This is a genomic window from Humitalea sp. 24SJ18S-53, from assembly GCF_050632385.1.
GTDB lineage: Bacteria > Pseudomonadota > Alphaproteobacteria > Acetobacterales > Acetobacteraceae > Humitalea.
Genome location: NZ_CP192599.1, coordinates 4,631,373 through 4,657,984 on the forward strand (window position 1 = coordinate 4,631,373; position 26,612 = coordinate 4,657,984).

The window sequence follows — 26,612 nt, forward strand, 5'->3', positions numbered from 1 at the left end:
ACTACCCGTGCTCAGTGCTGGGACATGCGGGCGATCGCGACGAAGAAGAAGATCACCACCAGTGCCATCAGCGCGCCGAACAACGCAAAATTGCGCGCCCGGCGACGGCGGATGAAGGCGGCCTTTTCCTCGGGCGTCATGGGAACGATCTCGTAGGCCATCAGCCGAAAATCCAGTGGTCGACCGCGAGGCAGGCGAAAAGTCCCGCGAGATGCATCAGGGACACGCGAAAGGCCCAGCGCGCCGGGGCGTCATTGGTCAGGCTGCGGCCGGCCTCATCCTGCGCATCGGTGAAGACGCGCCAGCAGGCGTGCAGGAACCACAAGCCGATGGCCGCCGAGGCCACGCCATACCAGACGCTGGCGAAGCCCAGGAACCAGGGCGCCATGCCGACCGGCACCAGCACGGTGGCATAGATCAGGATCTGCCGGCGGGTTTCACGCGGCCCCGCCACCACGGGCAACATCGGCACGCCGGCGCGCGCATAATCGCCATGGGCCCAAAGGCTCAGCGCCCAGAAATGCGGCGGGGTCCAGAGGAAGACGATCAGGAACATCACCAGCGGCGGCAGGGCGATGCCGCCGGTGACCGCGGCCCAGCCGATGATCGGCGGAAAGGCGCCGGCGGCGCCGCCGATGACGATGTTCTGCGGCGTCCGGCGCTTCAGCCACATCGTATAGACAAACACGTAGAACCCGATCGACGCGGCCAGCATGCCCGCCGCCACCAAGTTGGTGGCAAGCCCCATCAGCGCGACCGAGGCGATGGACAGGAAGATGCCGAAGGACAGCGCGGCCCGCGGCGCGATCCGCCCGCCCGGGATCGGCCGGCGCACGGTGCGGCGCATCAGCGCGTCTATATCGCGATCGTACCACATGTTGATCGCACCGGCGGCCCCCGCCGCGACGGCGATGCACAGGATGGCGACCGCGGCGAGGACCGGGTGCAGGTCGCCCGGCGCCAGCGCCATGCCGACGACCCCGGTGAACACCACCAGCAACATGACGCGCGGCTTCAGCAGCGCGAACCAGTCCCGCACCTCGGACAGGTCGACGGAGGCCGAAAGATCAAGGGGGGCCGAAGCCCCCCCCGCGTCGTAACTCATGTCACTCATGGTCTCTCCCCCAATGGGCAGCTCACCGAATACGGGGCAGTTCTTCAAAGGTGTGGAAGGGCGGCGGGCTGGCGACCTGCCATTCCAGCGTGGTCGCGCCGGTGCCCCAGGGGTTGGCCACCGCGACCTCACCCTTACGGAACGTCAGGTAGATCACATAGAAGAACATCACGAAGGACGCGACCGAGATATAGGACCCGAGCGACACGACCATGTTCCAGCCCGACAAGGCATCCGGATAATCCGGGTAGCGGCGCGGCATGCCCTGGTTACCCAGGAAGTGCATCGGGAAGAAGGTCAGGTTCACGCCGACGAAGGTCAGCCAGAAGTGCAGCTTGCCCCAGAACTCCGGGTACTGCCGGCCGCTCATCTTGCCGATCCAGTAGTAGAACCCGCAGTAGATCGTGAAGACCGCGCCCAGGCTGAGCACGTAGTGGAAGTGCGCCACCACGTAATAGGTGTTGTGCAGCACGGTATCGATGCCGGCATTGGCCAGCACCACGCCGGTAACGCCACCCACGGTGAACAGGAAGACGAAGCCGATGGCGAAGAGCATCGGCGTCTTCAGCTCCATCGAACCACCCCACATGGTGGCGATCCAGGAGAAAATCTTGATGCCCGTCGGCACGGCGATGACCATCGTCGCCGCCATGAAGTAGGCGCGCGTGTCGACGCTGATGCCGGAGGTGAACATGTGGTGCGCCCAGACCACGAAGCCGACCACGCCGATCGCCACCATGGCGTAGGCCATGCCGAGATAACCGAACACCGGCTTCTTGCAGAAGGTCGAGATCACGTGGCTGACGATGCCGAAGCCCGGCAGGATCATGATGTAGACTTCAGGGTGCCCGAAGAACCAGAACAGATGCTGGAACAGCACCGGATCGCCGCCACCCGCCGGGTCGAAGAAGGCGGTCCCAAAATTGCGGTCGGTGATCAGCATGGTGATCGCGCCACCCAGCACCGGCACGGCCAGCAGCAGCAGGAAGGCGGTGACCAGCATCGACCAGACGAACAGCGGCATCTTGTGCAGGGTCATCCCCGGCGCGCGCATGTTGAAGATGGTCGTGATGAAGTTGGCGGCACCCAGGATCGACGAAGCGCCGGCCAGGTGCAGCGCGAACAGCGCCATGTCCATGGCGGGGCCGGATTGGTAGGTGTCGTCCGACAGCGGCGGATAGATCGTCCAGCCAGCACCGGCGCCACCGCCGACGAACAGCGAACCGCCCAGCAGCATGAAGGCCGGGACCAGCAGCCAGAACGAAATATTGTTCAGGCGCGGGAAGGCCATGTCCGGCGCGCCGATCATGATCGGCACGAACCAGTTGCCGAAGCCACCGATCAGCGCCGGCATGATCACGAAGAACACCATGATCAGCCCGTGAGCCGAGACATAGGCGTTCCACATCTGCCCGCTGGAGAAGATCTGCAAGCCAGGCGACATCAACTCGATCCGCATCAGCAGCGACAGGCCGATGCCCACGATCGCCGCGACCAGAGAGAAGATGATGTAGAGCGTGCCGATGTCCTTGTGGTTGGTCGAGAAGAACCAACGGGACACGAAGCCGGGCGCGTGATCGTGGTGCGCGTCGTGGTCGTGGGGAGCGTGGGCGGCGTCAGCCATGTCCATCCGTCCTTATTTGATCAGTTCTGGGGGGCGGGGGCGGCGACCGAGGCGACCGCCTGCGGCAGGTCACCCGCGGGCCAGCCCGGCCCCTGGCCTTGTGCGAAGCGCGTGCGCGCCTGCGCCACCCAGGCATCGTATTCCGCCCGCGGCACGGCCCGCACGGCGATCGGCATGAACCAGTGGTTGGTGCCGCAAATCTGGTTGCACTGGCCGTAGAAGGTGCCTTCGCGATCGGCCTGGAACCAGGTCTCCAGCGCGCGGCCGGGGATCGTGTATTTTTGGACACCCAGCGACGGCACGAAGAAGGAATGGATCACGTCATGCCCGGTGGTGATCACCCGCACGGCCGCGCCGACGGGCACCACCAGGGGGTTGTCCACCGCCAGATTGCGCAACTGGCCCGGCTGCAGGTCGGAATCCGCGATCGGATAGGAATCGAAGCTGAAGTTGCCGTTGTCCGGATACTGGTAGTGCCAGTACCACTGCCGTCCCTGCACGTTGATCGTCAGGTCGGCCTCACGCGGCTGGTCCGCGAAATAGATCAGGCGGAAGGACGGGATGGCGATCACGATCAGGATCAGCACCGGCACGACCGTCCAGGCCACTTCCAGGATCGTGTTGTGGCTGGTCTGCGACGGCACCGGGTTCACCGCGGCGCGGTAGCGCCACATGCACCAACCCAGCAGGGCCGCGACAAAGATCGTGATCACGACAATGATCCAGAAGACCATCTGGTTGAAATCGTGGATGACTTCCTTCAGCACGCCACCGGCCTGCTGCAGGCCCATCCCCCAGGCATGCGGGGCGCCCAGCATCGGGCCCCCTTCCGCCGCGAGCGCGCCTACGCTCAGGAACAACGGGAGTGCCGCCAGGAAAAGAACGGCCGTGAGGCCAGTGAGCCCGCGCTTCATGCCTGAAAACCGCATCCGCCGATCCTGCCTTCGCACCGCAGCGCCAGGGGCGTCGCGCGCTGGATAAAAACGACTGGCCACACACCGTGTCCAGCCGGCCAAAGCCCCCGCCAAAAGGCCGTGACCGCCACGGGACCTATAGGCTTGGCCTGCCGCACCGCACAAGCCGCCCGGACACATGACCTCGACCGGCCAGGCCGCAAGACGCCGGCCCCGAACCTATGTCAGGCAGCCAGGGCGGGGGCGGAGGCGTCCAGGCCATCGTTCAGCACCTGCACCAGGGTGAACAGGCCCGCCGGCGGCACCGACTGGATCGTTTCGACCGACGGCGACTTCGGGTCCAGCAGGTCGTGCAGCGCGAAATCCGGATGCCAGCCAAGCGTGCGCGACAAGGGCGCCATGGCCCGTTCGATCCACCACCGCGGCCCGTTCTCGGCGGCGAAATGGTTCACGAACAGCAGCCGCCCGCCGGGCCGCACCACGCGCCGCATTTCGGCGAACAAGCGCTTGGCGTCCGGCACCACGCTGGCGGTGAACATGGCGACCGCGATATCAAAGGATGCATCGGCGAAATCCATCGCCTCGGCGTCCATCTCCAGCAGCGCATCGACATGGGTCAGATGTTCCGCCGCGGTGCGTTCGCGGGCTTTTTCCAACATCTCCCGCGACAGGTCGATGCCGGTCACCCGCTTGGTCCGGTCGTAGCGCGGCAGGGCCAGGCCGGTGCCGACCCCGACCTCCAGCACCGCCGTCCCCGGCAGGCGGTTGACCGCGGCCACGGCACGACGCCGGCCGAATGCGGAAACACCCCCAAACACGGTATCGTAGACCCCGGCCCAGCGCCGATAGGCGTCTCGCACCGAGTCGGCGTCGAGTGCTGCGCGCGGATGGGCAGGAGTAATGGGGCCTTGCGGCGTAGTGATCGACATGCCGTGACCTTGGTTGATGATGCGATGAACAGCATGCGACCGGTCAAAGCAAGCCCGGATACGCTTTCGGGCTTCAGCCCCGCCGTCGGGGAATGGCTACCAGCACCCCGCCAGCGGCGATGATGACGGCCCCGGCCAGGGTCCATCCATCCGGCCATTCGGCGAAAACCAACGCCCCAGCGACGGTCGCCCAGACCAATTGGGTGTAGTGCAGCGGCCCCAGCAGGCTGGCCGGCGCACGCATATAGGCAAGCACCAGAAGGTAGTGCCCGGCCCCGCCCAACAGGCCCAGCAGCAGAAAAGCCCCCCAGACCCAGCCCGGCGCCGGCGTCCAGATGAAGGGCTGCCAGACGGTGGTCATGCAGAGCGCGGCAAATGATGTGTGCAGGACCGTGGTCCGGGTGTCATCCACGGTGGCCAGCCGCCGCGTCAGGATCTGGTAGGCCGCGAAAATAGCCGCCGACCCCAGTGGCAGCAGGGTCGCCCAATGCGGCGCGGCCTCACCGGTCAGGAAGGGCGGGCGCAGGGCAACCAGCACCCCCACGAAGCCCAGCGCCACCCCGGCCCAGCGCAGCGGTCCCACCTTTTCGTGCAGCACCAGGGCCGCCAGGGCCACGGTCAGCGCAGGCGCGACGAAGGAGACCGCCGTCGCATCCGCCAAGGGGATATGGGCCAAGGCACTGGAAAACAGGAAATTCGCGCCGAACAGGCAGGCGCTTCGCAACGTCTGCAGCACGGGTGCCTTGGACCGCCAGGGCAGCCCCCCCGTGGCGATCCGGATCGCCAGCGCCACGACGATGACATGAAACAGGAAGCGCCCGAACATGATCTGCGGCACCGGCAGGACCGTGGTCAGCAGCTTGATGGCCGTGTCCATGGCCACGAACAGCGCCAAGGCGGCGAGTTGCAGGGCCACCCCGCGCAGTGATGCCGTCACCCCGCGCGCCCCGGGCCTGGCACATCGGGCCTGGCGCCCCTGCTTTCCCCGACACCTCGCATCCCGCCCCCCGTGCCAGTCCAAGCGCGCCAGTCCAACCATGCCGAGGCTGCTGCGAAAGCACCACCACGACCGCGGCCATCACCGAATTCCTGCATGACGCATGCCAGACGCTGCCGGACGTCGCACCGCCGAATCGGCGCAGCCCTGCCCCGCCCAGGCTGATCCCGAATCAAGGCTGGGGCGGCAGCGCCGATTCGCGCGCAACCGACACCCCCTGCCCCGGGCGGGCCGAATCGCAGCCAAACCGCCCCGATCCAGGCGGCCCGGCCTCACGCCCGGTTACGATGGGTTGCGGTGGGGCGGTCAGCAGGGTAACCGGTTCGTGATATGGATGGCCCCCTGCCGGGCGCCGGGGCCTTGCAACCCCGCGCCGCCACTGCCGCGACGGCGTCCCCCGCGACACCGTTCCAGCAAGCGCCCGCCCCCCAGGCGGGAGGCGCTGGGGGACCTTTGCCGCGATACCGCGCATTGGTCGCGTCCGGCGACCTGAGCGCCGACCCCGCCCAGGCCTTCGCCGCCGAAACCCTGCAGGACCTTTGGCGCCGGCTGCGCGGCTACGATCCCCAGCCCGGCGCGCCCGAGGCCACCGGCTGGCTGGCCCGCGTCTTCCGCCGCAAGCCCGTGGACGAAGCGCCGAACGGCGCGCCCCAGGGGCTGTACCTGGTCGGTGAGGTCGGGCGCGGCAAATCCATGCTGATGGACCTGTTCTTCCTGACGGCCGAGGTGCCGCGCAAGCAGCGCATCCACTTCCACCAGTTCATGCAGGACGCGCACAAGCGCATCCACGCCTGGAAAACGGCCAATCCGGGCGATTCCGACCCGATCCCGCCCCTGGCCGACGCGATCATCGCCGATGCGGCCCTGCTGTGCTTCGACGAGTTCCAGGTCCATGACATCGTGGACGCGATGATCCTGGGCCGGCTGTTCGAGGCGCTGTTCCAGCGCGGCTGCGTCGTCGTCGCGACGTCGAACACCGCCCCGGACGACCTGTTTCGCGGCAAGCCCGGGCGGGATGCCTTCCTGCCCTTCATCGCCCTGATCAAGCAGCGGGTCGCGGTGCTGCACCTGCAATCGGCCCGCGACTTCCGGCGCGACCGGATTCGCGGCATGCCGACCTGGCATGTGCCCGCGAACGGCCGGGCCGAACGGGCGCTGGATGCGGCCTTCCTGGAACTGACCGGCCAGGACCATGCCCCGCCGCTGGTGCTGGAGGTCCTGGGCCGCCGGGTGGAATTGCCGGCCGCCGCGCGCGGGGTGGCACGGGCGTCCTTCACCGACCTGTGCGGGCGACCGCTCGGGCCGGCCGACTACCTGGCGCTGGCCACCCACATCCACACCCTGGTGCTGGATGACGTGCCGCGCCTGGGGCCGGAGAATTTCGACATGGCGCGGCGGTTCATCACGCTGATCGACGCGCTGTACGAACACCGTTGCAAGCTGGTCGGCAGCGCCGCGGCGATGCCCGACCAATTGTATGAATCAGGCGACAACGCGGCGATGTTCGAACGAACCGCCTCGCGCCTGATGGAAATGCAGAGCCAGGACTGGCTGGCCCTGCCGCATCTCACATGAACACCGATCCAAAAGGATTCGTCATGCGCCTCTTGACCCTGCTTACCCTGTCCTTGCTTGCCCTGGCGCCGTTGCGCTCCGCCGATGCCACGACCACCCGCCAGCAACAGGCCGGCAGCCGCCCGGCCGCGACGGCCCCGAACAGCCAGGCGCGGTCGGCCACGCGGGCGACCCCGCCCCGGTCGGCCACCCGCCAGACGCCCCGGCGCCAGACGGCCAGCACCCGGGCGACGACCGGCCGGACACAGGCCACGACCCAGGGGCGCAACCGCACCGCGGCCGCCCGCACCAGCGGGCGGAACGGTGCCGCGGCCTCCTGCCAGCGCCGCGACAGCCGTGGGCGCTGCGTCGGGCCGCGCACCGCGTCCCTGCAGGGCGCCGCCGGCTGGCAGGGCGGGCTGCCCGCCGCGTCCAACACCCAGTCCGATTGCCCGAGCGGCACGATGGCGACCCTGGCGCGCGGGCACTCCGACGTGACGCGCTGCATGCCGATCTGAACCGCCGCGCGCGCCGGTCAGCGATCCGCGCGGCGCATGGCGGGCGTTTTGCCGCAAGGGAATGCCGCGGGCCGCCTTGCCCGTGGTGGAACCCCGCGCTAGGACAGCCCCGCTTTTGACGCATCGCGAAAGATCCCCCCCAATGGCTCGCAACAAGATCGCGCTGATCGGCGCCGGCAACATCGGCGGCACGCTCGCCCATTTGATCGGGCTGAAGGAACTGGGTGATGTCACCCTGTTCGACGTTTTCGGTGGCGTCGCCGCCGGCAAGGCGCTCGACATCATGCAGTCGGGCCCGGTCGATGGCTTCGACAGCGCCATGGTCGGGGGTTCGGACTATTCCGCGATCGCCGGCGCCGATGTGGTGATCATCACCGCCGGCTTCCCCCGCATGCCGGGCATGAGCCGCGACGACCTGGTCGCCAAGAATGCCGGCGTGATCGCCACGGTGGCCGAGGGCGTGAAGACCTACGCCCCCGATGCCTTCGTCATCGTCATCACCAACCCGCTCGACGCCATGGTCTGGGTGTTCCAGCAGAAGTCGGGCCTGCCCCCTGAAAAGGTCGTCGGCATGGCCGGCGTGCTGGACAGCAGCCGCTTCCGCCTGTTCCTGGCGCATGAGTTCGATGTGTCGGTCGAAGACGTGACCGCCTTCGTGCTCGGCGGCCATGGCGACACGATGGTGCCGCTGACCCGGTATTCGACCGTTGCCGGCATCCCGGTGCCCGACCTGGTCAAGATGGGCTGGTCCACGCAGGAAAAGATCGACGCGATCTGCGCCCGCACCGCCAATGGCGGTGGTGAGATCGTGAAGCTGCTGGAACGCGGCAGCGCCTTCTACGCCCCGGCCGCCTCGGCCATCGCGATGGCGGAAAGCTACCTCAAGGACAAGAAGCGCGTCCTGCCTTGCGCCGCCTGGCTGACCGGCCAGTACGGCATCGACGGGCTGTATGTCGGCGTGCCGGTGGTGATCGGCGCGAATGGCGTAGAGCGGATCGTCGAGATCGAATTGAACGCCGAGGAAAAGGCCGCCTTCGACAAGTCCTGCGACGCCGTCCGCGAATTGCTCGAAGCCAGCCGCAAGCTGGTCGGCTGAGCCACTGGGGCGGCTTCGGCCGCCCCTTCTCATATCTGGGGACTTCTGCCGATGAACATCCATGAATACCAGGGCAAGGAACTCCTGAAGCGCTACGGCGTGACGGTGTTGGACGGCTACGTCGCCTTCACCCCAGAGGAAGCGGAAGCCGCCGCCCAGAAGCTTCCCGGCCCCGTCTACGTGGTCAAAAGCCAGATCCACGCCGGCGGCCGCGGTGCCGGGCGTTTCTCCAATGACCCCAACGGCAAGGGCGGCGTCCGCGTCGTGAAGTCGGTCGAGGCCGTCAAGGAAGCCGCCACCGCGATGATCGGGAATGTCCTGGTCACCAAGCAGACCGGCCCCGAGGGCAAGCAGGTCAACCGGCTGTATATCGAAGCCGGCTGCGACATCGCCCGTGAACTCTACATCTCGCTGCTGATCGACCGCGAGACCTCGCGCATCACCATCATGGCCTCGACCGAAGGCGGGATGGAGATCGAGGAGGTCGCCGAGCACCAGCCGGAGAAGATCCTGCGCACCGCCATCGACCCGGCGGCCGGGTTTTCCGACTTCAACGCCCGCAAGCTGGCCTTCGGGCTTGGCCTGAAGGGCAAGCAGGTCGGCGCTTTCAGCAAGTTCGTCGCCGCCTTCTACAAGGCCTTCGTCGACCTGGATTGCGCGATCGTGGAAGTGAACCCGCTGGTCGTGACCGGCGCTGGTGAGATCGTGGCGCTGGACGCCAAGGTGTCCTTCGACGACAGCGCGCTGTTCCGCCACAAGGACATCGAAGCCCTGCGCGACGATACCGAGATGGACCCCAAGGAACTCGACGCGGTCAAGAACGACCTGAACTACGTGGCCCTCGATGGTGAGATCGGCTGCATGGTGAATGGCGCGGGCCTGGCCATGGCGACCATGGACATCATCAAGCTCTATGGCTCGTCCCCGGCCAACTTCCTCGACGTCGGCGGCACGGCCACGGCGGCGCGGGTGACCGAGGCGTTCCGGATCATCACCTCCGACGTCAATGTGAAGGCCATCCTGGTCAATATTTTTGGTGGCATCGCCAAGTGCGACATGATCGCGAACGGCGTGGTCGAGGCGACCAAGACCCTGGGACTGAAGGTTCCCTTGGTCGTGCGCCTTGAGGGCACCAACGTGGACCTGGGCAAGAAGATCCTGGCCGAGAGCGGCCTGGCCATCATCCCGGCCGATAACCTTGCGGATGCGGCCCAGAAGGTCGTTGCCGCCGTGAAGAAGGTGGCCTGAGCCATGGCGATCCTCGTCAACGAGAACACCCGCGTGATGACCCAGGGCTTTACCGGCGCCCAGGGGACCTTCCATGCCGAACAGGGCATCGCCTACGGCAGCACCTATGTCGGCGGCGTGACCCCCGGTAAGGGCGGCACCACCCACATCGGCCTGCCGGTGTTCGACACCGTGGCCGAGTGCATTGGCGCGACCGCTGCGAATGCCTCCGTCATCTACGTGCCGCCGCCGTTCGCCGCCGATGCGATCCTCGAGGCGATCGACGCCGAGATGCCGCTGATCATCTGCATCACCGAAGGCATCCCGGTGCTGGACATGGTGCGGGTCAAGCGCGCGCTGTCCGGCAGCAACTCCCGCCTGATCGGGCCGAACTGCCCGGGCATCATCACCCCCGACGCCTGCAAGATCGGTATCATGCCCGGCCACATCCATCGTCGCGGCAAGGTCGGCATTGTCTCCCGCTCCGGCACGCTTACGTATGAGGCCGTGGCGCAGACCACGGCGGCCGGCCTCGGCCAGTCCACCTGCGTCGGCATCGGCGGCGACCCGGTGAAGGGGACCGATTTCATCGACGTGCTGGAACTCTTCCTGGCCGACCCGGAAACCGAAGCGCTGATCATGATCGGCGAGATCGGCGGCGAGTCGGAAGTGAACGGGGCCAACTTCCTGAAGGAAAACAACTTCGGGCCCGGCAAGCGCAACCTGCCCGTGGTCGGCTTCATCGCCGGCGTCACCGCCCCCCCGGGGCGGCGGATGGGCCATGCGGGCGCGGTCATCTCCGGCGGCAAGGACACCGCCGAGGCCAAGATCGCGGCGATGCGGGAGGCTGGGATCCATGTCGCCGACAGCCCGGCTGCGCTGGGTTCGACGATGATCAAGGCGATGCGCGGCTGAATCGAGCGTTGCGCGGCAGAACCGCCGCGAACAAACATTGCCAGGGCCGAACGGCCCAGAACGGTAAATCCCATGGCCCAACGGCCATGGGCGGCTACAGGTGCTTAAGAACCCCTGGGCCATAGGGTGACCAGCAGACCCGCCCCGACGGGCGGGCACGGAGAGAAGACCATGGCAGGCGTGGATGTTCTTGTAACGGCCATGACCGGCGCGAATGCCGCCTACCTCGCGGACACCTACGCGCGTTGGGTGGAAAAGCCCGACAGCGTCGATGCCTCGATGGCGGAGCTCTTCGCGGCCCTGAACGACGAAGCGCGCGCGGTGCTGACCGATGCGATGGGTGCCTCCTGGGCGCCACGCACCCGCGGCGGCTTCGGGCCGGAGCCCGAGGCAGCCCCCGCGCCGAAGAAGGGCGCGGCCCCCGCCGCCGCCAAGCCGGCGGATCCCGCCGCCGCCCGTGCCGCCGTGCTGGATTCCCTTCGCGCGCTGATGCTGATCCGCGCCTATCGCGTGCGCGGCCATCTGGAAGCCAGCCTGGATCCGCTCGGCCTGACCGAGTTGAAGAAGCACTCCGAACTCGACCCGAAGACCTACGGCTTCACCGACGCCGATCTTGACCGGCCGATCTTCATCGACCGCGTGCTCGGCCGCGAAAGCGCCACCCTACGGGAAATCGTGGCGATCTGCCGCGCGTCCTACTGCGGCGCGATCGGCGTCGAATTCATGCACATCCAGGATCCGGAACAGAAGTTCTGGATCCAGACCCGCATTGAAAACGCGCCCTGGCTCACCGCCTTCGACACCGACGCCCGCCGCAAGATCCTGACCCAGATCACCGAAGCCGAGGGCTTCGAGGCCTTCTGCGCGCGCAAATACGTCGGCACCAAGCGGTTCGGGCTGGAAGGCGCCGAAGCCACCATCCCCGCCATCCAGACGGTGATCGAGGTCGCGGCCGCCGCCGGCGTCAATGAAATCGCCATCGGCATGCCGCATCGCGGCCGCCTGAACACGCTGGTCAATGTGGTGAAGAAGCCCTTCACCCAGGTTTTCAGCGAATTCAAGGGCAACCCGGCCAATCCTGACGACGTGCAGGGCTCGGGCGACGTGAAGTACCACCTCGGCACCTCCACCGATGTGGAGATCGGCGGGCGCATGGTGCACCTGTCGTTGCAGCCGAACCCGTCGCACCTGGAAGCCGTCGATCCCGTCGTGATCGGCAAGGTCCGCGCGCGCCAGGACATGGCCGGCGACACCAAGACCCGCCGCGGCACCATGGCCATCCTGCTGCATGGCGATGCCGCCTTCGCTGGCCAGGGGCTGGTCTATGAAACGCTGGCGATGAGCCAGCTCATCGGTTACCGCACAGGCGGCACCGTGCACCTGGTCGTGAACAACCAGATCGGCTTCACCACGGTCCCGGCGCATGCCTATTCCGGCCTCTACTGCACCGACGTCGCCAAGAGCATCCAGGCGCCGATCCTGCACGTGAATGGCGACGATCCGGAGGCGGTGGTCTTCTGCGCGCGCCTCTGCGCCGAATACCGGATGCAGTTCGGCGCCGATATCGTGCTGGATATCGTCTGCTACCGCCGCCATGGCCATAATGAGAGCGACGAGCCCGCTTTCACCCAGCCGGCCATGTATGCCCGCATCCGCGAAACCAAGACCCTGCGGGTGAAGTATGCCGAGGCCCTGGCCGCCAGCGGCGCCGTCCCGGCCGCCGAGAGCCGCGCCATCCTGGACGCCTTCAACGCCACGATGGAGGACGCCTACCAGGCCTCCACCTCCTTCAAGCCGAACAAGGCCGACTGGCTGGAAGGCCATTGGTCGGGGCTGAAGGCCGCCGGCAATAGCGACGAGCAGGTCGAAACCCTGCACGCGACCGCCGTCGAGCCCGAGGTGCTGCGGGAAATCGGCCTGGCGCTCGCCCGCGTTCCGGCCGACTTCAAGGCCAACCCAAAGATCGTCCGCCAGCTTGAAGCCAAGAAGACCGCCATCGAAACCGGCGAGGGCATCGACTGGGCGACCGGCGAGGCGCTCGCCTTCGGCAGCCTGCTGCTGGAGGGCCACCGCGTCCGCCTGTCGGGTGAGGATGTGCAGCGCGGCACCTTCAGCCATCGCCACGCGGTGCTGATCGACCAGACCAACCAGGCGGAATACGTCCCGCTGAACAACATCCGCGCCGGCCAGCCGCGCATCGATGCCTTCAACTCGCTGCTGTCGGAAATGGGCGTGCTCGGCTTCGACTACGGCTATTCGCTGGCCGATCCGCATACGCTGGTGCTGTGGGAAGCGCAGTTCGGCGACTTCGCCAATGGCGCGCAAGTCATCATCGACCAGTTCATCGCCTCGGGCGAGACGAAGTGGCTGCGCATGTCGGGCCTCGTGATGCTGCTGCCGCATGGGCATGAAGGCCAGGGGCCGGAACACTCCTCCGCCCGGCCGGAACGCTACCTGCAGCTTTGCGCCGAGCGGAACATGCGCGTCTGCAACTTCACCACCCCGGCCAATTACTTCCACGCGCTGCGCCGCCAGTTGAAGGCGAATTACCGCAAGCCGTTGATCGTGATGACGCCGAAATCCCTGCTGCGGCACAAGATGGCGGTCTCCCCGCTCTCCGCCTTCGGCCCCGGCAGCGGCTTCAAATACGTCTATCCGGAGATGGAGGAGATCGCGCCGGCCGAGGAGGTCACGCGCGTCGTGATCTGCACCGGCAAGATCTACTACGACCTGCTGGCCGCGCGACAGGAACAGGGCGTCAAGGACGTCGCCATCGTCCGCCTGGAACAGATGCACCCCTTCCCCGACCGCGGGTTGCGGGACGCGCTGCTGCCTTACGTGAACGCCGAGGTCGTGTGGTGTCAGGAGGAGCCTGAGAACATGGGCGCCTGGCAGTTCGTGGACCGGCGGATCGAAAAGGTGCTGCTCGGCATCGACATCAAGGGCCGTCGCCCGCGCTACGTCGGCCGCGAGGCCGCGGCCTCCCCGGCGACGGGGCTGGCGCGCGTCCATGCGGCACAACAGGACGCGCTGGTTCGCAGCGCGCTCCGCCTCGCCTAAACGACACAAGCGGCTCGGCCGCGGCTGATAGACAGAACGGAAGACCATCGCTGATGACCGACATCCTTGTCCCGACCCTGGGCGAAAGCGTCTCCACCGCCACCATCGCGCGTTGGATGAAGGCCGTGGGCGACACCGTCGCGGCCGATGAACCGCTGGTGGAACTGGAAACCGACAAGGTCACGGTCGAGGTCAACGCCCCCGCCGCCGGCGTGCTGGAAGCGATCAGCGCCGCCGAGGGCGCCGAGGTCGAGCCGGGCGCCCTGCTCGGCACCATCCAGGCCGGCGCCGGCGCCCCCGCACGCGCCGTGCCGCATGCGCCGGAACCGGTCCCCGCCTCCGCCCCCAAGGCGGCGCCGGCGGTGGAGCCGCCGCATACCCATGCCGGCCCCGTGCCCCGCCCCGGCGGCGACCACGCGCCGATGCCCGCCGCCGCCAAGCTGATGGCCGACAACAAGCTTGCCCCCGCCCAGGTCGGCGACGGCAGCGGCAAGGATGGCCGGGTCACCAAGGGCGATGTGCTGGCGATGCTGGCGCGTGGCCCCGCGCCCGCCGCCGCCCCGGCCCCAGCCAAGGCGCCCCGCGCCCTGGATGCCGGCGAGGAGCGCGTAAAAATGACCCGGCTGCGCCTGACCATCGCGCGCCGCCTGAAGGAAGCCCAGAACACCGCCGCGATGCTGACCACCTTCAACGAGGTGGACATGTCGGCGGCGATGGCGCTGCGCACCGAATACAAGGACGCCTTCGAAAAGCGCCACGGCATCAAGCTCGGCTTCATGTCGATCTTCGTGAAGGCCTGCGTCGCCGCGCTGAAGGAATTCCCGGCGGTGAACGCCGAGATCGACGGCGATGAGGTCGTCTACAAGAACTTCGTGAACATGGGCATCGCCGTCGGCGGCCCGAACGGGCTGGTCGTCCCCGTGCTCAAGCACGCCGATAGCCTGTCCTTCTCCGGCATCGAGAAGGGTATCGCCGACTTCGGCCGCCGCGCCCGCGATGGGCAATTGGCGATGGCCGACCTGACCGGCGGATCCTTCACCATCACCAATGGCGGCATCTACGGCAGCCTGATGTCCACGCCGATCCTGAACCCGCCGCAGTCGGGCATCCTGGGCATGCACAAGATCCAGGAACGCCCCATGGCGGTGAACGGCCAGGTCGTGATCCGGCCGATGATGTACATCGCCCTGTCCTACGACCACCGGATCGTGGACGGGAAGGAAGCCGTCTCCTTCCTGGTGCGGGTCAAGGAGAATGTGGAAGACCCCCGGCGCCTCGTGCTGGAGGTCTGAGTTTGCGGCCCCCCCGCGACGAATCGCGCGGGGGGTGCTAGCCTCCGCCTCTGCGGCCCTATCCCTGGCCGCCCTGAGATGAGGAGGCAGCGATGCGATCCCACGAAAGCCAGTTTTCCGACGCCCGTCCGATCCGCCGCACGCTTGAGGAAAAGCGCCGCCTGGTGGCCGAACTGCGCGAAACCCTCGCGACCATGAAATCGCATGCCTCGGCGGTCACGCGTGACGCCATCAAGCTGCGGATCAAGGAACTTGAAGTCGATATCGCCAGCGCCCCGCCGCCGCGCGAACGCGACGACCGGCGCGCCCTGACCGATCCGGCGCTGAACCCGCGCCGCCGCGGGCCGCGCGTGACCTTCTAAGCAGGCATCGGGGCCGTCAGGCCCCGATCGCCCGGCGCAGGATCCCTTCGGTCAGCACCTGCGGCAACAGCATCGGCGCCCCGCCACCGGCGGGGTAGAACAGATACAGCGGCACGCCTTCCCGCCCATGTTCGCGCAGCAGCGCCGTGATGGCCGGATCGCCGCGCGTCCAATCCCCCTTCAGATACGCTATGCCTCCGGCCAGCAGCAGGGCGCGGGTGGCCTCGGTTTCCAGCGCCAGCCGGTCATTGACCTTGCAGGTGATGCACCAGGCCGCCGTCATGTTCACCAGCGCCGGCCGGCCCTCGGCCCGTAGTGCGGCGATTCGCGCGGCGGACCATGTCTCGACGCCCGTGGGCGTCACGGCCACGGCGGGGGATGCGACACGCAGCGGCGGCAGCAGCGCCAGGGCGCCGATCACCGACGCCAGCGCCACGGCCTGGCCCAGCCGGCGCCCCCGGCCGGTCGCGGCCTGTGCCGCCCCCAGCGCCCAGGCGCCAAACCCCAGCAGCAAGCCGCCACCAAGCACCATCAGCACGCCATCCGGCCCGCTTTGCTGCGCCAGCACCCAGACCAGCCAGGCGGCCGCCGCATACATCGGAAAGGCCAGGGCCTGGCGCAGCCGCTCCATCCAGGCGCCCGGCCGCGGCAGGCCCCGCGCCAAGCCGGGCCAGACGGCCAGCGCCGCATAAGGCGCCGCCAGCCCCAGCCCCAGCGCCAAAAAGACCGCCATCGTCCCGGCCGCCGGCAAGGCGAACGCCGCCCCCACGGCCGCCGCCATGAAGGGCGCGGTGCAGGGGGTCGCCACCAGTACCGCCAGCGCCCCGGTCATGAAGGACCCCGCGTGCCCGCCGCGCGCGGCCAGCGCCGATCCCGCACCCACCGGCCCGCCCACGGCAAAGACGCCCGACAGGTTCAGCCCCACCCCCAGCATCAGCCAGGCCATGACGGCGACGAACACGGGCGACTGGAACTGGAACCCCCAGCCCGCCAGGCCGCCCGCCGCCCGGAACGCCAGCATGGCGCCGCCCAGCACGGCAAAGGCGACCAGGACCCCGGCGGTATAGGACAGCGCCTCGGCCCGGACCGCGCCGCGCGCGGCACCGCCCATGCGGGCGATCGCCATGGCCTTCATCGCCAGGACGGGAAAGACGCAAGGCATCAGGTTCAGCAGCAGGCCGCCGGCCATCGCCAGCAGCAAAGCCTGCCACAGCGGCAGGCTGGGGACCTCGGGCTCCGGCGCGCCCATGGGGGTCGCGACCAGATAGGCGCTGCGGACCCCGGCGGCGTCGGTCATCGCGACCACGCCCGACAAGGACGCCGTCGCGGCGCTGGCGTCCCGCCGCAGCCCCAGGGTCAGGGCGCCGTCGCGCAGCCGCATGGGTTGCGGCGCCGCGTTGTCGATCAGCCCCGGCTCGTCGGGGAAGAAAAACGCCTCCCGCACCGTGCCGGGGGCCAGGCCCGGGCCGGACAGGGTCACGCTGCCGCGCGGGCCGTCGAAGCCGGCGGTCACTGCCCAGGGGCTGGGGCGCGGGGTGGCGGCCTCGGCCGTCACGAAGGCCGCGGCGGCCGGGCTGGGTTCGGCTACGGCCGCGACGGGCAGGCTGATCGAAAACCGCCCTTCCTCTGGGATGCAGACGTCGGCGCAGACCAGCCAACTGGCCTCGGCCTGGAGGGAAAACACCCCGCCGGGGGCCAGCGTCGCGGGCGGCGTCACGGTCAGCGGCAGCAAGACCTCGGTCGCATAGCCGAAATTCACCAGCGGGCCGAAGGCGAAGCGGCTGGGTGACGGCCATTCGATCGGCCCGGCGGCCCCGCCCTCCGGCAGGTCCAGCGCGATCTCCGTCGCCTGCCCGGCATCGCCCGGGTTGCGCCAATAGGTATGCCAGCCCGGCGCCAGGCGCTGGCGCAGCCCGATGCGGAAGGGCACGCCGGGGGCGACCGACGCGGCCTCCGACACCAGAACCACCTCGGCGCGGGGGGAGACGACCGGCGTGCTTTCATAAACCTGCGTCACGGGCATCGACCGCCCGACGACCGCCGGCCGGGACAACGCCGGCTGCGCCGCCGCCGAACCGGCCAGCAAAACCGCGCCAAAACCCGCCAGGAGAGGGAGACCGAACCGCATGCACCGATAGAACGGTCGCCTGCGGCCGCGGATCAACCCCCCAATCAGCGTTGCGGCCAGGCGCCCGCGCCGCCAACATGATCCCGCATGAGCCACCCCCCGGTCGCCACCCCGCCGAATCGCGCCGCCGACGCAGAGCCCTTTGCCGAGGACGTGGCCGCCTACCTGACCGCGCACCCGCGTTTCCTGGCCGAGCGGCCCGGGCTCTACGACGCCCTGGAGCCACCCCAACGCGTCCATGGCGACAGGCTTGCCGACCACATGGCAGCCATGCTGGCCGCCGCCCGTGCCGGTGGGCAGGCCGCGGCCGCCGGGCGGGCCAGGGTCCAGGCGCTGGGCGAACGGGTACACGCCGCCGTGCTGGCGCTGATCGACGAGCCCGACCCATACGCGACCGTGGCCGAGGACTGGCCGCGCCTGCTGGGCCTTGCCGCCTGTTCGGTCCAGACCGAGGCGCCTGCCCACCCGCGCCCCCTGCCGCCGGGCACCATCGCCGGCCTGCTGTCGCCGGGGCGCGACCTGGTGCTGCGCGACACGGCCCCGGCCGCCGCCGCCCTGCATGGCGAAGCCGCCCCCCTGGTGGTGCGGGAGGCGCTGTTGCGCCTGGCGCTGCCGGTGCCCGGGCTGCTGGTGCTTGGCGCGCGGTCGCCGGGCACCCTGCCGATGCGCGGCGGCACCGCATCCCTGCTGTTCCTGGCGGCGGCGCTGACGGCGGTGCTGGGGCGATGACGGGGCTGGCACTGACCCGCGCCTTCCTGTCCTGGTTCGCCGAGGAACGGCGCGCCAGCCCGCATAGTGTCGAGGCTTATGGCCGTGACCTCTCCGACCTCCTGGGCTTCCTGACCGGGCATCTGGGGGCGGAACCGGACCTGGCCGCACTGGCCGCCCTGCGCCCGGCCGACCTGCGCGCCTTCCTCGCGTTTCGCGCGGCGGCGGGGGCCGGGCGGGCGACGCGGGCCCGGCAATTGGCGGCGGTGCGGTCGTTCCTGCGCTGGGTCGCCCGGACCTACTCTGTCACCCCCAAGGCGCTGGTCGGCATCACCGGCCCCCGCCCCAACCCGCCGGTGCCGCGCGCACTGACGGTCGGCGATGCCAAGGCGCTGCCCGACCATACCGATATCACCCAGGCCAATGCGCGGCTGGCCCTGCGCGACCGGGCGCTGTTCACCCTGCTTTACGGCTGCGGGCTGCGCATCGCCGAGGCCCTGGCCCTGGATGTCCGCGACGCCCCGCCGGCCGGCGCCGACGTCGCCCTGCGCGTGCGCGGCAAGGGCAACAAGGAACGGCTGGTGCCGGTGCTGCCCGCGGTGCGAGATGCCCTGGCCGATTGGCTGGCGGTGCACGGCGGCACGCCCGACGCGCCCCTGTTCATCGGCGCGCGCGGTGGCCGGCTGGACCCGGCCGTGGCCCAGAAAGCGATGCGCGACGGGCGGCGGGCCCTGGGGCTGCCGGAACATGCGACGCCGCATGCGATGCGGCATTCCTTCGCGACGCACCTGCTGGCGGGCGGCGCCGACCTGCGGTCGATCCAGGAACTGCTCGGGCATGCCAGCCTGTCCACCACCCAGCGCTACACGGCGGTCGATACGGAACAATTGCTCTCCGCCTGGCGCGGCGCCCATCCACGCACCTGACCCCACAGCAGCCCTTGCGCGGGGCGCCGCCGGGTGCTGCGCTCAAGCTTCCGGCGGAGGGAGCCTTGGGATGCGGTTGCTTGGTCTGGGCTTATTCCTGCTGGCGACGCTCGGCCCGGCGGCCCTGGCCCAGCAACCGGCCGGCAAGCCGGAGCCACCCTCCTTCGACTGCCAGCGCGCCCGCGCCTGGGATGAGCAGGCGATCTGCGGCGACAACACGCTCGCGGCGCTGGATCGCCGCATCGCCGCCGCCTTCGCCGCCGCCCGCGATGCCAATCCGGCACGGCGCGATGCGCTTGCGGCGGAACAACGCACCTGGCTGCGGGAGCGCGGCGGCTGCAACAAGCCGGCCGGGCGGGAAACCCCGCAGGCCTGCCTCAGCCGGGTGATGACCGCCCGGGCCGGGGTGCTTGAGGCTGGTGCCGTGCCACCAGCCGCCCAGGCAGCCCCCGCGCGCGGCGGATGCGCCACCCCCGGCGGCTGGGCCGAACGCACGATCTGCGCCAATCCCAACCTGCTGGCTCTGGACCAGGAGATCGCGCGCCTGGCCACCCAGGCCGCCGGCCTGCGCGGCACGCCACCGCCCAGCGCCATCCGCACGGGCTACCTGGCGCGCCGCGATGCCTGCGAACGCCCGGTTGGGACGATGCCGATGGATTGCCTGGACGACCTGCTGCACGACACCCGCGACGCGCTGCGGGCCGCCACGGGCAGCGCACGGCCCGGCTGAACCGACCCCACCTTCCCGGAGCCCGCCCCATGATCGCCCGCCGCAGCCTGCTTGCCGCCACCGGCACCGCCCTCCTCGCAGCGCCCGCCCTCGGCCAGGCTGCCTGGCCCGCCCGGCCGATCCGGCTGGTCATCCCCTTCGCCACCGGCGGCACGACCGACATCATCGGCCGGCTGATGGCCGATGAGATGGGGCGGTTCCTGGGCCAGACCATCGTGGTGGACAACCGGCCCGGTGCTGGGGCGACGCTCGGCACGGGGCTGGTCGCGCAGGCGGCGCCGGATGGCTACACGCTGCTGCTGTCGACCATTTCCGGCATGGCGGTCGGCAATACGCTGTACCGTGAACGCATCACCTGGGATGCCGACCGGGATTTTTCGCATGTGGCGATGCTGCTCGGCACGCCCTACCTGCTGGTGGTCAACCCGCGCTTTCCCGCCCAGACCCTGGCCGACTACGTCGCCGAGGCGAAGCGTCGCCCACAGGGGCTGGAATTCGCCACCAGCGGCGTCGGCAGCGTGCCGCACCTGCTGGGCTTGCGGCTGGCGCAGGCCGCGGGGATCAACCTGACCCATATCCCCTATCGCGGCGGGTCGCAGGCGGCGACGGATGTGATCGCCGGGGTGGTGCCCAGCATGATCGACAGCCTGACCGCGGCCAGCGCCAATATGCGCGTCAATGCTGTGCGGGCGCTGGCGTTTTCATCCCCGGCGCGGATCGCCGATTTCCCCGATGTGCCGACCTTTGCCGAACTGGGCATGCCGCAGTTGAACGCCGATGGCTGGGCCGGGCTGGCCGCCCCCGCCCGCACGCCGCGCCCGGTGCTGGAACGCCTGGCCGAAGCGGTGCGCGCCGCCCAGGCCGCGCCGAATATCCAGCGCCGTTTTGCCGATACAGCGACGCAGCCCGGGCGCGTGTTCCTGGACGATGCCCAGGCCTTTGTCCGGGCGGAGGTCGCCGCCTGGGCCGATGTGGTGCGGCAGAGCGGCGCGACGATGGACTGACGCGCCGCCGGCGCGATGGACCGACGCGCCGCCGGCGCGACGGATTGATCCGCGCTCGACGCTAAGACACCGGCTCAGGCTGCGTCGCGTTCGGGAAGAACAGTTGCTCGCCGTTGATCTTGTAGCCGGCGATCGCCGCCTGGCCCTCCGCCGACACAAGCCAGTCGATGAAGCGCTGCCCATCCGCGACCTTCACATGCGGGTGCCGCTGCGGGTTCACCAGCATCACGCCATATTGGTTGAACAGCCGGGCATCGCCTTCGACCACGATCCGCAAATCCTGCCGATTGCGAAACGCCAGCCAGGTGCCGCGGTCGGCCAGGACATAGGCGTTCTGCGCGGCGGCGGTATTCAGCGCCGGTCCCATGCCCTGCCCGACCTCGCGGTACCAACTACCGCGCCCGGTAGCCAGGTCGACCCCGGCCTGCTGCCACAGGCGCAGTTCGGCGGCATGCGTGCCGGACCGGTCCCCGCGGGAGACGAAGGGCGCCCGCGCGGCGGCGATGCGGCGCAGCGCCTCCGGCGTGTCGCGCAGGCCGTTGACACCGGCCGGGTCGGCGGCCGGGCCGACCAGCACGAAATCATTGAACATCACGTGCTGGCGCGGGCCGCCAAACCCATCGGCGACGAAGCGGTCCTCGGCGGCGCGGTCATGCACGAAGACGACATCGGCATCGCCGCGCCGGCCGACATCCAGCGCCTGGCCGGTGCCCAGGGCGACGACGCGCACGGTGACGCCGGTGGCCTGCGTGAAGGCCGGCAGGATATGGCCGAACAGCCCCGATTGCTCGGTGCTGGTGGTGGAGGCGACGATGATCGTGCGGTCCTGGGCCAGCGCCGGCTGCGCGAGGCCAACAAGGGCGGCAAGGAACACGGCGCGGCGAAGACAGCGGATCATGGATTTTCCCCCTTTGGTCCGCCAGGGTCGTTGGTGGCGAGGCGCCCCGTCAATCGACGAGCATACCCGCCATACACCCAAATTTGCCGGATTCTGCCGGATGGCGCGCAGCGCCGCCGCGTTGACGCGTTTGTTGGATCGTTCTAACAATTTCGGCCTGATGGACACCATCCCCCGCCGCGCCCGCATCGAGGATGTTGCCCGGGAGGCCGGTGTCGCCCGCTCCACCGCCGCCCTCGCCCTGCGCGACAGTCCGCGGTTGCGCGCCGAAACCCGCGCGGCGGTCCATGCGGCGGCGACCCGCCTGCACTACGTCTACGACCGTTCGGCGGCGCAGATGCGGTCCGGAAAATCCTACACGATCGGGCTGCTGGTCTGTGAAATCACCAACCCCTTCTATGCCGAGCTGACGGCGGGCGTTGAGGCGGCGCTGGATGCCGCGGGCTACGTCACCATCATGGCCAATACCGCCGAATCCACCGTGCGGCAGCGCCGGATGCTGGAACGCTTCCGCGAACAGCCGGTGGATGGGCTGATCTGGATGCCCGCGGCCGGCACGCCCGCGTCGCTGGTCGATGAGCTGGATGCCTGGGGCGTGCCGCATGCGACGCTCGGCCGCGGCTTCCGGCGTGGCGCCCATGCCGGTTGCGACAACCGCGCCGGCATGGTGCTCGCGACCCGCCATCTGGTGGCGCTGGGCCATCGGCGTATCGCCTTCCTGGGCGGCAGCGCGAAAAGTTCGGTCTCCGTCGGCCGGCTGGCCGGATATGGCGCGGCGATGGCGGAAGCGGAGCTGGCGCCGCAGCACCTGACCTGCCGCACCGACATTGGCGAGGCCTCAGCCATCGGCGCGGCCCTGCCAAAAGATGGGCCAACCGCGCTGGTCTGCTTCAATGATTCCGTCGCCTTCGGCGCGATGCTGGGGCTGATGCGGGCGGGGCGGCGGCCGGGCCAAGATGTCGCCGTCACCGGTTTCGACGACATTCGCGAATCCGCCGCCTGGACCCCCGCATTGACCACGGTGCGGACCGCACCGGCCGAGATGGGCATGGCCGCCGCGCGCGTCCTGCTGGCCCGCATCGCCGACCCGGCCGCGCCGCCCTGCCGGGAGATCCTGGCGCCGCAACTGATCATCCGCGAATCCTGTGGGGCCGTGCCATGACGCAGAACCTGTCCGACACGCACCTGGCCCTGCGCGACGCCGCCCGCCGCTTCGCCGAGGCCGAGGTCGCCCCCATGGCCGTGGAATTGGACGAGACCGAACGTTTCCCGGCCGAGCTTTACGCCCGCCTCGCGCAGGCCGGCCTCTTCGGCATCACCGTGCCGGATGAATTCGGGGGCGCGGGCGCGGATGCGCTGGCCTATGCGCTGGTGATGGAGGAAATTTCGCGCGGCTATGCCTCGGTCGCCGACCAGGTCGGGCTGGTCGAATTGTTGGGGACCTTGCTGACCCAGCACGGCACACCGGCGCAACGCGAAACCTACCTGCGCCCGCTGCTGCGCGCCGACCGGCGCTGCGCCTATGCGCTGACCGAGGCCGAGGCGGGATCCGACCTCGCCGGGTTGAAGACCACTGCGCGGCGCGATGCCGATGGCTGGGTGCTGGATGGCGCGAAACTCTGGATCCACAACGCGCCCGTCGCGGATTTCGCCGCCGTGCTGGCCCGCACCGATCCGGCCGCGGGGCATCGGGGCATGTCGATCTTCCTGGTGGACCTCGATCGCGCCGGCGTCACGCGCGATCGCAAGGAACACAAGATGGGCCAGCGCGCATCGCCCGTCGGGGGCTTGCGCTTCGATGGCGTGCGCCTGCCGGCGGATGCGCTGCTGGGTGTCGAGGGCCGTGGCTTCCACATGATGATGTCGGTGCTGGACAAGGGGCGCATCGGCATCGCCGCCCTGGCCGTCGGACTGCTGGCCGCGGCGCTGGAGGACAGCATCGCCTATGCCAAGCAGCGCCGCCAATTCGGTCAGCCCATCGCCGACTTCCAGGCCGTGCAATGGATGATCGCCGACATGGCCAAGGACGCCCATGCCGCGCGGCTGATGGTGCATCACGCCGCCAACCTGCTGGACGCAGGCGGTCGCGCGACGCTTGAGGCCAGCATGGCCAAGTGCTTCGCCTCCGACGCCGCCGTCGCCCGCACCGCCGATGCGGTGCAGATCCACGGCGGCTCCGGCTACATCCGCGGGGTACGGGTCGAACGCCTGTATCGCGACGCAAAAATAACGCAGATCTACGAGGGGACGAACCAGGTGCAACGCATGATCATGGCGCGGACATTGTTGGCATGACCGACGACCGGCTGCATTTCGAGGAAATTTCCGTGGGCCTAGCCTGGGACACCGGCGGCATCACGGTGACCGAGTCGCATATCCTGGCTTTTGCCGGCCTGTCCGGCGATTTCTACGACCTGCACATCGATGATGATTACGCGCGTTCGCTGGGTTACCCCAGCAAGGTCGCGCATGGCATCCTCGGCCTGGCGCTGGCCGATGGGTTGAAGAACCGCGCCACGGTGCGGCTCGCGGCGATCGTGTCGCTGGGCTGGCGCTGGCGTTTCACCGGGCCGATCCTGGCGGGTGACCGGATCGCCGCGCGCATCACCGTGCTGTCAAAGCGCACGACCCGGCACGCGGATCGCGGCATCGTCACCATCGACCTGGATCTGCGCAACGGCCAAGGCGCCACCGTGCAGGCCGGCGAGAACGACATGATGGTGCATTACCGCCCCACCCAGCCCGCGATCCCCAGGTAGGCCGCCGCCAGCCGCGCCTGGCCTTCGTGCATGGCGCGGCCGGTGACGGTGGCGCAGCCGATGGCGCGGGCGGCGGCGATCAGCGGCGTGACCTCCGGGTTCGGGATCACATCGGCCACCACCTGGCTCGCGACCAGTGACGCGGGATCGAAGGGCATCGGATCGCCCGGGCGCAGCCCCATGGGCGTTGCATTCACCACGATGCCGTGGCCGGCGGGATCGGCGGTGCCGGCCGTGATCGCCACGCCGGGAAACCCCGCGCGCAGCGAGGCGACAAGTGCATCCGCCCTGCCGGGCGTGACATCGCACAGCACCAGCCGCGCGACGCCGGCGCCGGCCAGCGCATAGGCAATCGCGCTGCCCGCCGCACCGCAGCCAACCTGCAAGATCGATTGCCCGCGCGGCGGGTGACCGGAGCTGTCCAGCCCGGCGGCAAAGCCGGCGCCGTCGAACATCTCACCCTCCCACCCGCCGTCCTTGGCGCGGCGGACGGTGTTGACCGTGCCGGTCGCCCGCGCGACCGGGCCCAGCGCGTCCAGCAGCGGCACCACCGCCGCCTTGTGCGGCATGGTGATCACCAGGCCATCGAGGTTGTCGAGCCGCGTCAGACCCGCCCATGCCTCGGCCAGCACGCCCTGTGGCACCTGCAAGGGCACGAAGACCGCATCCATCCCAAGCCGCGCGAATTCCGCGTTGAACAGCGCCGGCGACCGCAGCGGCGCCACAGGGTCGCCGACGATGCCGAAGAGGCGTGTGCGGCCGCTGATCATGCGCGCTTCGCCGCATCGGCCAGCAACGCCTCGATCAACCGCTGCACCGGCAGGGCGGATCGGGCGCTATTGGATGGCTCGCGATCCTGTGTGATCGCGTCGAGCATCTCGGCGATCAACGCACGGTGGGGGCCATGGTCGAAGGCCATGGGGTCAGCGCCGCCACCACCCGAACCACCTTCGCCAAAAAACTCCGGCGGGGCGCCATCGGCGCCGTGCAGTTCCAACTGATGCGCGGATAGCACGGCCGAGCCTTGCGTCCCCGCGATCTCGATCCGTTCGGCAAAGCCCGGCCGCGCGACCGAGGTCGCATCGAGCACGCCAATCGCGCCGCTTTCGAAGCGCAGCGCCGCGGCGGCAATGTCCTCGGTGTCGATGGCCCGCAAGGGCGAGGTGACGGCAAAGCCTGCGACATCCCGCACCGGTCCCATCAGGTGCAGCAACAGGTCGATCGTATGGATCGCCTGGGTCAACAGCACGCCGCCGCCATCGCGCGCCATGGTGCCCCGGCCGGCCTGGGCGAAATATGCCGCGTCCCGCCACCAGCGGATACTGGCGCTGGCGGAGAGCGCCTGGCCCAGCCCACCGGCCTCCAGCACCGCCTTCAGCCGCAGCGCGGCGGGTCGGAAGCGGTGTTGCAGGCAGACACCGCAGCGCACCCCCGCGGCCTCGGCCGTCGCCACCAGCGCCTCGCCACGCGCGACGGTCAGTTCCAGGGGCTTCTCGACGATGAGGTGATGCCGCGCCGCGATAACGGCCTCGGCCACCGGCAGATGCGCGCCGGGTGGCGTCAGCACCAGCACAAGGTCCAGCCCAGGAGCCGCCAGCAAGGCCGCCTGTTCGGCAAAAACCGGCGCGTTCCAGCGGGCGGCAAAAGCCGCCCGTGCCGGGGCACTGCGCGCATGGCCGCCGATGATGGTGACACGTCCCGCGGCGGCCAGGTCCTGCAACGCCAGCATGTGCGGTGCGACGGCCATGCCAAGCCCGATGATCCCGACCCCAATGGGCCGATCCGTTTCCCGCTTCACAGGCTCCCCACCTCGCGCCTATCGTCCTTCATTGGAACGATCCGACAAGCACGATCGGG

General features: G+C 69.4%; 25 protein-coding genes. 15 read left to right on the forward strand and 10 right to left on the reverse strand.

What is annotated here, in order from left to right:
• Window positions 1-11: 11 nt before the first annotated feature.
• From ACQW02_RS22255 to ACQW02_RS22280, 6 genes are all read right to left on the reverse strand, one after another.
• A complete protein-coding gene (locus ACQW02_RS22255) occupies window positions 12-161 on the reverse strand; it encodes a hypothetical protein (protein WP_431282097.1) in 150 nt (49 codons plus the stop codon).
• The gene (locus tag ACQW02_RS22260; protein WP_431282098.1) at window positions 161-1,114 is read right to left on the reverse strand and encodes a heme o synthase; all 954 of its coding nucleotides are present in this window, start codon (window positions 1,112-1,114) and stop codon (window positions 161-163) included. The genes ACQW02_RS22255 and ACQW02_RS22260 overlap by 1 nt, the downstream gene beginning before the upstream one ends.
• Before the next feature lie 22 nt (window positions 1,115-1,136).
• Entirely contained in the window at window positions 1,137-2,744 is a 1,608-nt protein-coding gene (gene ctaD / locus ACQW02_RS22265; RefSeq protein ID WP_431282099.1) for a cytochrome c oxidase subunit I, read from the reverse strand.
• 14 nt (window positions 2,745-2,758) lie between these two features.
• Window positions 2,759-3,556 (reverse strand): cytochrome c oxidase subunit II, encoded by a 798-nt coding sequence (gene coxB, locus ACQW02_RS22270; RefSeq protein WP_431282100.1) that lies wholly within the window; start codon window positions 3,554-3,556, stop codon window positions 2,759-2,761.
• 320 nt (window positions 3,557-3,876) lie between these two features.
• Window positions 3,877-4,581 (reverse strand): class I SAM-dependent methyltransferase, encoded by a 705-nt coding sequence (locus ACQW02_RS22275; RefSeq protein ID WP_431282101.1) that lies wholly within the window; start codon window positions 4,579-4,581, stop codon window positions 3,877-3,879.
• A gap of 73 nt (window positions 4,582-4,654) precedes the next feature.
• Entirely contained in the window at window positions 4,655-5,518 is an 864-nt protein-coding gene (locus ACQW02_RS22280; protein ID WP_431282102.1) for a DMT family transporter, read from the reverse strand.
• Between the two features lie 513 nt (window positions 5,519-6,031).
• On the opposite strand from ACQW02_RS22280, the gene zapE reads away from it, so the two are divergent.
• The 8 genes from zapE to ACQW02_RS22320 all read left to right on the forward strand — a co-directional run bounded on the left by zapE (window position 6,032) and on the right by ACQW02_RS22320 (window position 15,602).
• Window positions 6,032-7,153 (forward strand): cell division protein ZapE, encoded by a 1,122-nt coding sequence (zapE, locus tag ACQW02_RS22285; protein WP_431282103.1) that lies wholly within the window; start codon window positions 6,032-6,034, stop codon window positions 7,151-7,153.
• A 23-nt stretch (window positions 7,154-7,176) separates the two neighbouring features.
• On the forward strand, window positions 7,177-7,650 hold the full coding sequence (locus ACQW02_RS22290) for a hypothetical protein (RefSeq protein ID WP_431282104.1): 474 nt from the start codon (window positions 7,177-7,179) through the stop codon (window positions 7,648-7,650).
• A gap of 142 nt (window positions 7,651-7,792) precedes the next feature.
• On the forward strand, window positions 7,793-8,746 hold the full coding sequence (gene mdh / locus ACQW02_RS22295) for a malate dehydrogenase (protein WP_431282105.1): 954 nt from the start codon (window positions 7,793-7,795) through the stop codon (window positions 8,744-8,746).
• 51 nt (window positions 8,747-8,797) lie between these two features.
• Window positions 8,798-9,994 (forward strand): ADP-forming succinate--CoA ligase subunit beta, encoded by a 1,197-nt coding sequence (gene sucC, locus ACQW02_RS22300; RefSeq protein ID WP_431282106.1) that lies wholly within the window; start codon window positions 8,798-8,800, stop codon window positions 9,992-9,994.
• A gap of 3 nt (window positions 9,995-9,997) precedes the next feature.
• A complete protein-coding gene (sucD, locus tag ACQW02_RS22305; RefSeq protein WP_431282107.1) occupies window positions 9,998-10,888 on the forward strand; it encodes a succinate--CoA ligase subunit alpha in 891 nt (296 codons plus the stop codon).
• 171 nt (window positions 10,889-11,059) lie between these two features.
• The gene (locus ACQW02_RS22310) at window positions 11,060-13,948 is read left to right on the forward strand and encodes a 2-oxoglutarate dehydrogenase E1 component (RefSeq protein ID WP_431282108.1); all 2,889 of its coding nucleotides are present in this window, start codon (window positions 11,060-11,062) and stop codon (window positions 13,946-13,948) included.
• Between the two features lie 50 nt (window positions 13,949-13,998).
• The gene (odhB, locus tag ACQW02_RS22315) at window positions 13,999-15,240 is read left to right on the forward strand and encodes a 2-oxoglutarate dehydrogenase complex dihydrolipoyllysine-residue succinyltransferase (RefSeq protein ID WP_431285958.1); all 1,242 of its coding nucleotides are present in this window, start codon (window positions 13,999-14,001) and stop codon (window positions 15,238-15,240) included.
• 92 nt (window positions 15,241-15,332) lie between these two features.
• A complete protein-coding gene (locus ACQW02_RS22320) occupies window positions 15,333-15,602 on the forward strand; it encodes a hypothetical protein (RefSeq protein ID WP_431282109.1) in 270 nt (89 codons plus the stop codon).
• A 16-nt stretch (window positions 15,603-15,618) separates the two neighbouring features.
• Here the strand turns inward: ACQW02_RS22320 and ACQW02_RS22325 are convergent, their stop codons facing one another.
• Window positions 15,619-17,730, reverse strand: a complete 2,112-nt coding sequence (locus ACQW02_RS22325; RefSeq protein ID WP_431282110.1) for a protein-disulfide reductase DsbD family protein — start codon at window positions 17,728-17,730, stop codon at window positions 15,619-15,621.
• 87 nt (window positions 17,731-17,817) lie between these two features.
• Between ACQW02_RS22325 and ACQW02_RS22330 the strand changes: the two genes are divergently transcribed.
• The 4 genes from ACQW02_RS22330 to ACQW02_RS22345 all read left to right on the forward strand — a co-directional run bounded on the left by ACQW02_RS22330 (window position 17,818) and on the right by ACQW02_RS22345 (window position 21,098).
• Complete coding sequence (locus ACQW02_RS22330; RefSeq protein WP_431282111.1) at window positions 17,818-18,459, forward strand: hypothetical protein; 642 nt, start codon at window positions 17,818-17,820, stop codon at window positions 18,457-18,459.
• The gene (locus ACQW02_RS22335; protein ID WP_431282112.1) at window positions 18,456-19,364 is read left to right on the forward strand and encodes a tyrosine recombinase XerC; all 909 of its coding nucleotides are present in this window, start codon (window positions 18,456-18,458) and stop codon (window positions 19,362-19,364) included. Before ACQW02_RS22330 ends, ACQW02_RS22335 begins: the two co-directional genes overlap by 4 nt.
• 70 nt (window positions 19,365-19,434) lie before the next feature.
• Window positions 19,435-20,094 carry a hypothetical protein gene (locus ACQW02_RS22340; protein WP_431282113.1) on the forward strand — a complete coding sequence of 220 codons (660 nt, stop codon included), beginning with the start codon at window positions 19,435-19,437 and terminating at the stop codon, window positions 20,092-20,094.
• Window positions 20,095-20,123: 29 nt separating this feature from the next.
• Window positions 20,124-21,098, forward strand: coding sequence for a Bug family tripartite tricarboxylate transporter substrate binding protein (locus tag ACQW02_RS22345; RefSeq protein WP_431282114.1), 975 nt, complete (start codon window positions 20,124-20,126; stop codon window positions 21,096-21,098).
• A gap of 61 nt (window positions 21,099-21,159) precedes the next feature.
• Here the strand turns inward: ACQW02_RS22345 and ACQW02_RS22350 are convergent, their stop codons facing one another.
• Complete coding sequence (locus tag ACQW02_RS22350) at window positions 21,160-21,996, reverse strand: substrate-binding domain-containing protein (protein ID WP_431282115.1); 837 nt, start codon at window positions 21,994-21,996, stop codon at window positions 21,160-21,162.
• A gap of 160 nt (window positions 21,997-22,156) precedes the next feature.
• Here ACQW02_RS22350 and ACQW02_RS22355 point away from each other — a divergent pair, with 160 nt between their 5' ends.
• The 3 genes from ACQW02_RS22355 to ACQW02_RS22365 are packed head-to-tail and all read left to right on the forward strand — an operon-like array spanning window position 22,157 to window position 24,755.
• Window positions 22,157-23,158: a LacI family DNA-binding transcriptional regulator gene (locus ACQW02_RS22355; protein ID WP_431282116.1), complete on the forward strand. Its 1,002-nt coding sequence runs from the start codon at window positions 22,157-22,159 to the stop codon at window positions 23,156-23,158.
• Window positions 23,155-24,291 (forward strand): acyl-CoA dehydrogenase family protein, encoded by a 1,137-nt coding sequence (locus ACQW02_RS22360; protein ID WP_431282117.1) that lies wholly within the window; start codon window positions 23,155-23,157, stop codon window positions 24,289-24,291. The genes ACQW02_RS22355 and ACQW02_RS22360 overlap by 4 nt, the downstream gene beginning before the upstream one ends.
• Complete coding sequence (locus ACQW02_RS22365) at window positions 24,288-24,755, forward strand: MaoC family dehydratase (RefSeq protein ID WP_431282118.1); 468 nt, start codon at window positions 24,288-24,290, stop codon at window positions 24,753-24,755. The genes ACQW02_RS22360 and ACQW02_RS22365 overlap by 4 nt, the downstream gene beginning before the upstream one ends.
• Here the strand turns inward: ACQW02_RS22365 and ACQW02_RS22370 are convergent.
• Both ACQW02_RS22370 and ACQW02_RS22375 read right to left on the reverse strand, forming a co-directional pair.
• Window positions 24,722-25,525: a shikimate dehydrogenase family protein gene (locus ACQW02_RS22370; protein ID WP_431282119.1), complete on the reverse strand. Its 804-nt coding sequence runs from the start codon at window positions 25,523-25,525 to the stop codon at window positions 24,722-24,724. The genes ACQW02_RS22365 and ACQW02_RS22370 overlap by 34 nt on opposite strands.
• Window positions 25,522-26,502 carry a Gfo/Idh/MocA family protein gene (locus ACQW02_RS22375; protein ID WP_431282120.1) on the reverse strand — a complete coding sequence of 327 codons (981 nt, stop codon included), beginning with the start codon at window positions 26,500-26,502 and terminating at the stop codon, window positions 25,522-25,524. Before ACQW02_RS22375 ends, ACQW02_RS22370 begins: the two co-directional genes overlap by 4 nt.
• Window positions 26,503-26,612 lie beyond the last annotated feature (110 nt).

Bases quoted from the DNA above. Each gene is read 5' to 3' on its own strand.
- ACQW02_RS22255 (WP_431282097.1), bottom strand. From the start codon at position 161: ATGGCCTACGAGATCGTTCCCATGACGCCCGAGGAAAAGGCCGCCTTC.
- ACQW02_RS22370 (WP_431282119.1), bottom strand. From the start codon at position 25,525: ATGATCAGCGGCCGCACACGCCTCTTCGGCATCGTCGGCGACCCTGTG.
- ACQW02_RS22260 (WP_431282098.1), bottom strand. From the start codon at position 1,114: ATGAGTGACATGAGTTACGACGCGGGGGGGGCTTCGGCCCCCCTTGAT.
- ACQW02_RS22335 (WP_431282112.1), top strand. From the start codon at position 18,456: ATGACGGGGCTGGCACTGACCCGCGCCTTCCTGTCCTGGTTCGCCGAG.
- ACQW02_RS22340 (WP_431282113.1), top strand. From the start codon at position 19,435: ATGCGGTTGCTTGGTCTGGGCTTATTCCTGCTGGCGACGCTCGGCCCG.
- ACQW02_RS22310 (WP_431282108.1), top strand. From the start codon at position 11,060: ATGGCAGGCGTGGATGTTCTTGTAACGGCCATGACCGGCGCGAATGCC.
- ACQW02_RS22365 (WP_431282118.1), top strand. From the start codon at position 24,288: ATGACCGACGACCGGCTGCATTTCGAGGAAATTTCCGTGGGCCTAGCC.
- ACQW02_RS22320 (WP_431282109.1), top strand. From the start codon at position 15,333: ATGCGATCCCACGAAAGCCAGTTTTCCGACGCCCGTCCGATCCGCCGC.
- mdh (WP_431282105.1), top strand. From the start codon at position 7,793: ATGGCTCGCAACAAGATCGCGCTGATCGGCGCCGGCAACATCGGCGGC.
- sucD (WP_431282107.1), top strand. From the start codon at position 9,998: ATGGCGATCCTCGTCAACGAGAACACCCGCGTGATGACCCAGGGCTTT.
- ACQW02_RS22275 (WP_431282101.1), bottom strand. From the start codon at position 4,581: ATGTCGATCACTACGCCGCAAGGCCCCATTACTCCTGCCCATCCGCGC.
- sucC (WP_431282106.1), top strand. From the start codon at position 8,798: ATGAACATCCATGAATACCAGGGCAAGGAACTCCTGAAGCGCTACGGC.
- ctaD (WP_431282099.1), bottom strand. From the start codon at position 2,744: ATGGACATGGCTGACGCCGCCCACGCTCCCCACGACCACGACGCGCAC.
- ACQW02_RS22360 (WP_431282117.1), top strand. From the start codon at position 23,155: ATGACGCAGAACCTGTCCGACACGCACCTGGCCCTGCGCGACGCCGCC.
- ACQW02_RS22345 (WP_431282114.1), top strand. From the start codon at position 20,124: ATGATCGCCCGCCGCAGCCTGCTTGCCGCCACCGGCACCGCCCTCCTC.
- ACQW02_RS22355 (WP_431282116.1), top strand. From the start codon at position 22,157: ATGGACACCATCCCCCGCCGCGCCCGCATCGAGGATGTTGCCCGGGAG.
- ACQW02_RS22375 (WP_431282120.1), bottom strand. From the start codon at position 26,502: ATGGCCGTCGCACCGCACATGCTGGCGTTGCAGGACCTGGCCGCCGCG.
- ACQW02_RS22290 (WP_431282104.1), top strand. From the start codon at position 7,177: ATGCGCCTCTTGACCCTGCTTACCCTGTCCTTGCTTGCCCTGGCGCCG.
- coxB (WP_431282100.1), bottom strand. From the start codon at position 3,556: ATGCTGGGCGCCCCGCATGCCTGGGGGATGGGCCTGCAGCAGGCCGGT.
- ACQW02_RS22325 (WP_431282110.1), bottom strand. From the start codon at position 17,730: ATGCGGTTCGGTCTCCCTCTCCTGGCGGGTTTTGGCGCGGTTTTGCTG.
- ACQW02_RS22350 (WP_431282115.1), bottom strand. From the start codon at position 21,996: ATGATCCGCTGTCTTCGCCGCGCCGTGTTCCTTGCCGCCCTTGTTGGC.
- ACQW02_RS22330 (WP_431282111.1), top strand. From the start codon at position 17,818: ATGAGCCACCCCCCGGTCGCCACCCCGCCGAATCGCGCCGCCGACGCA.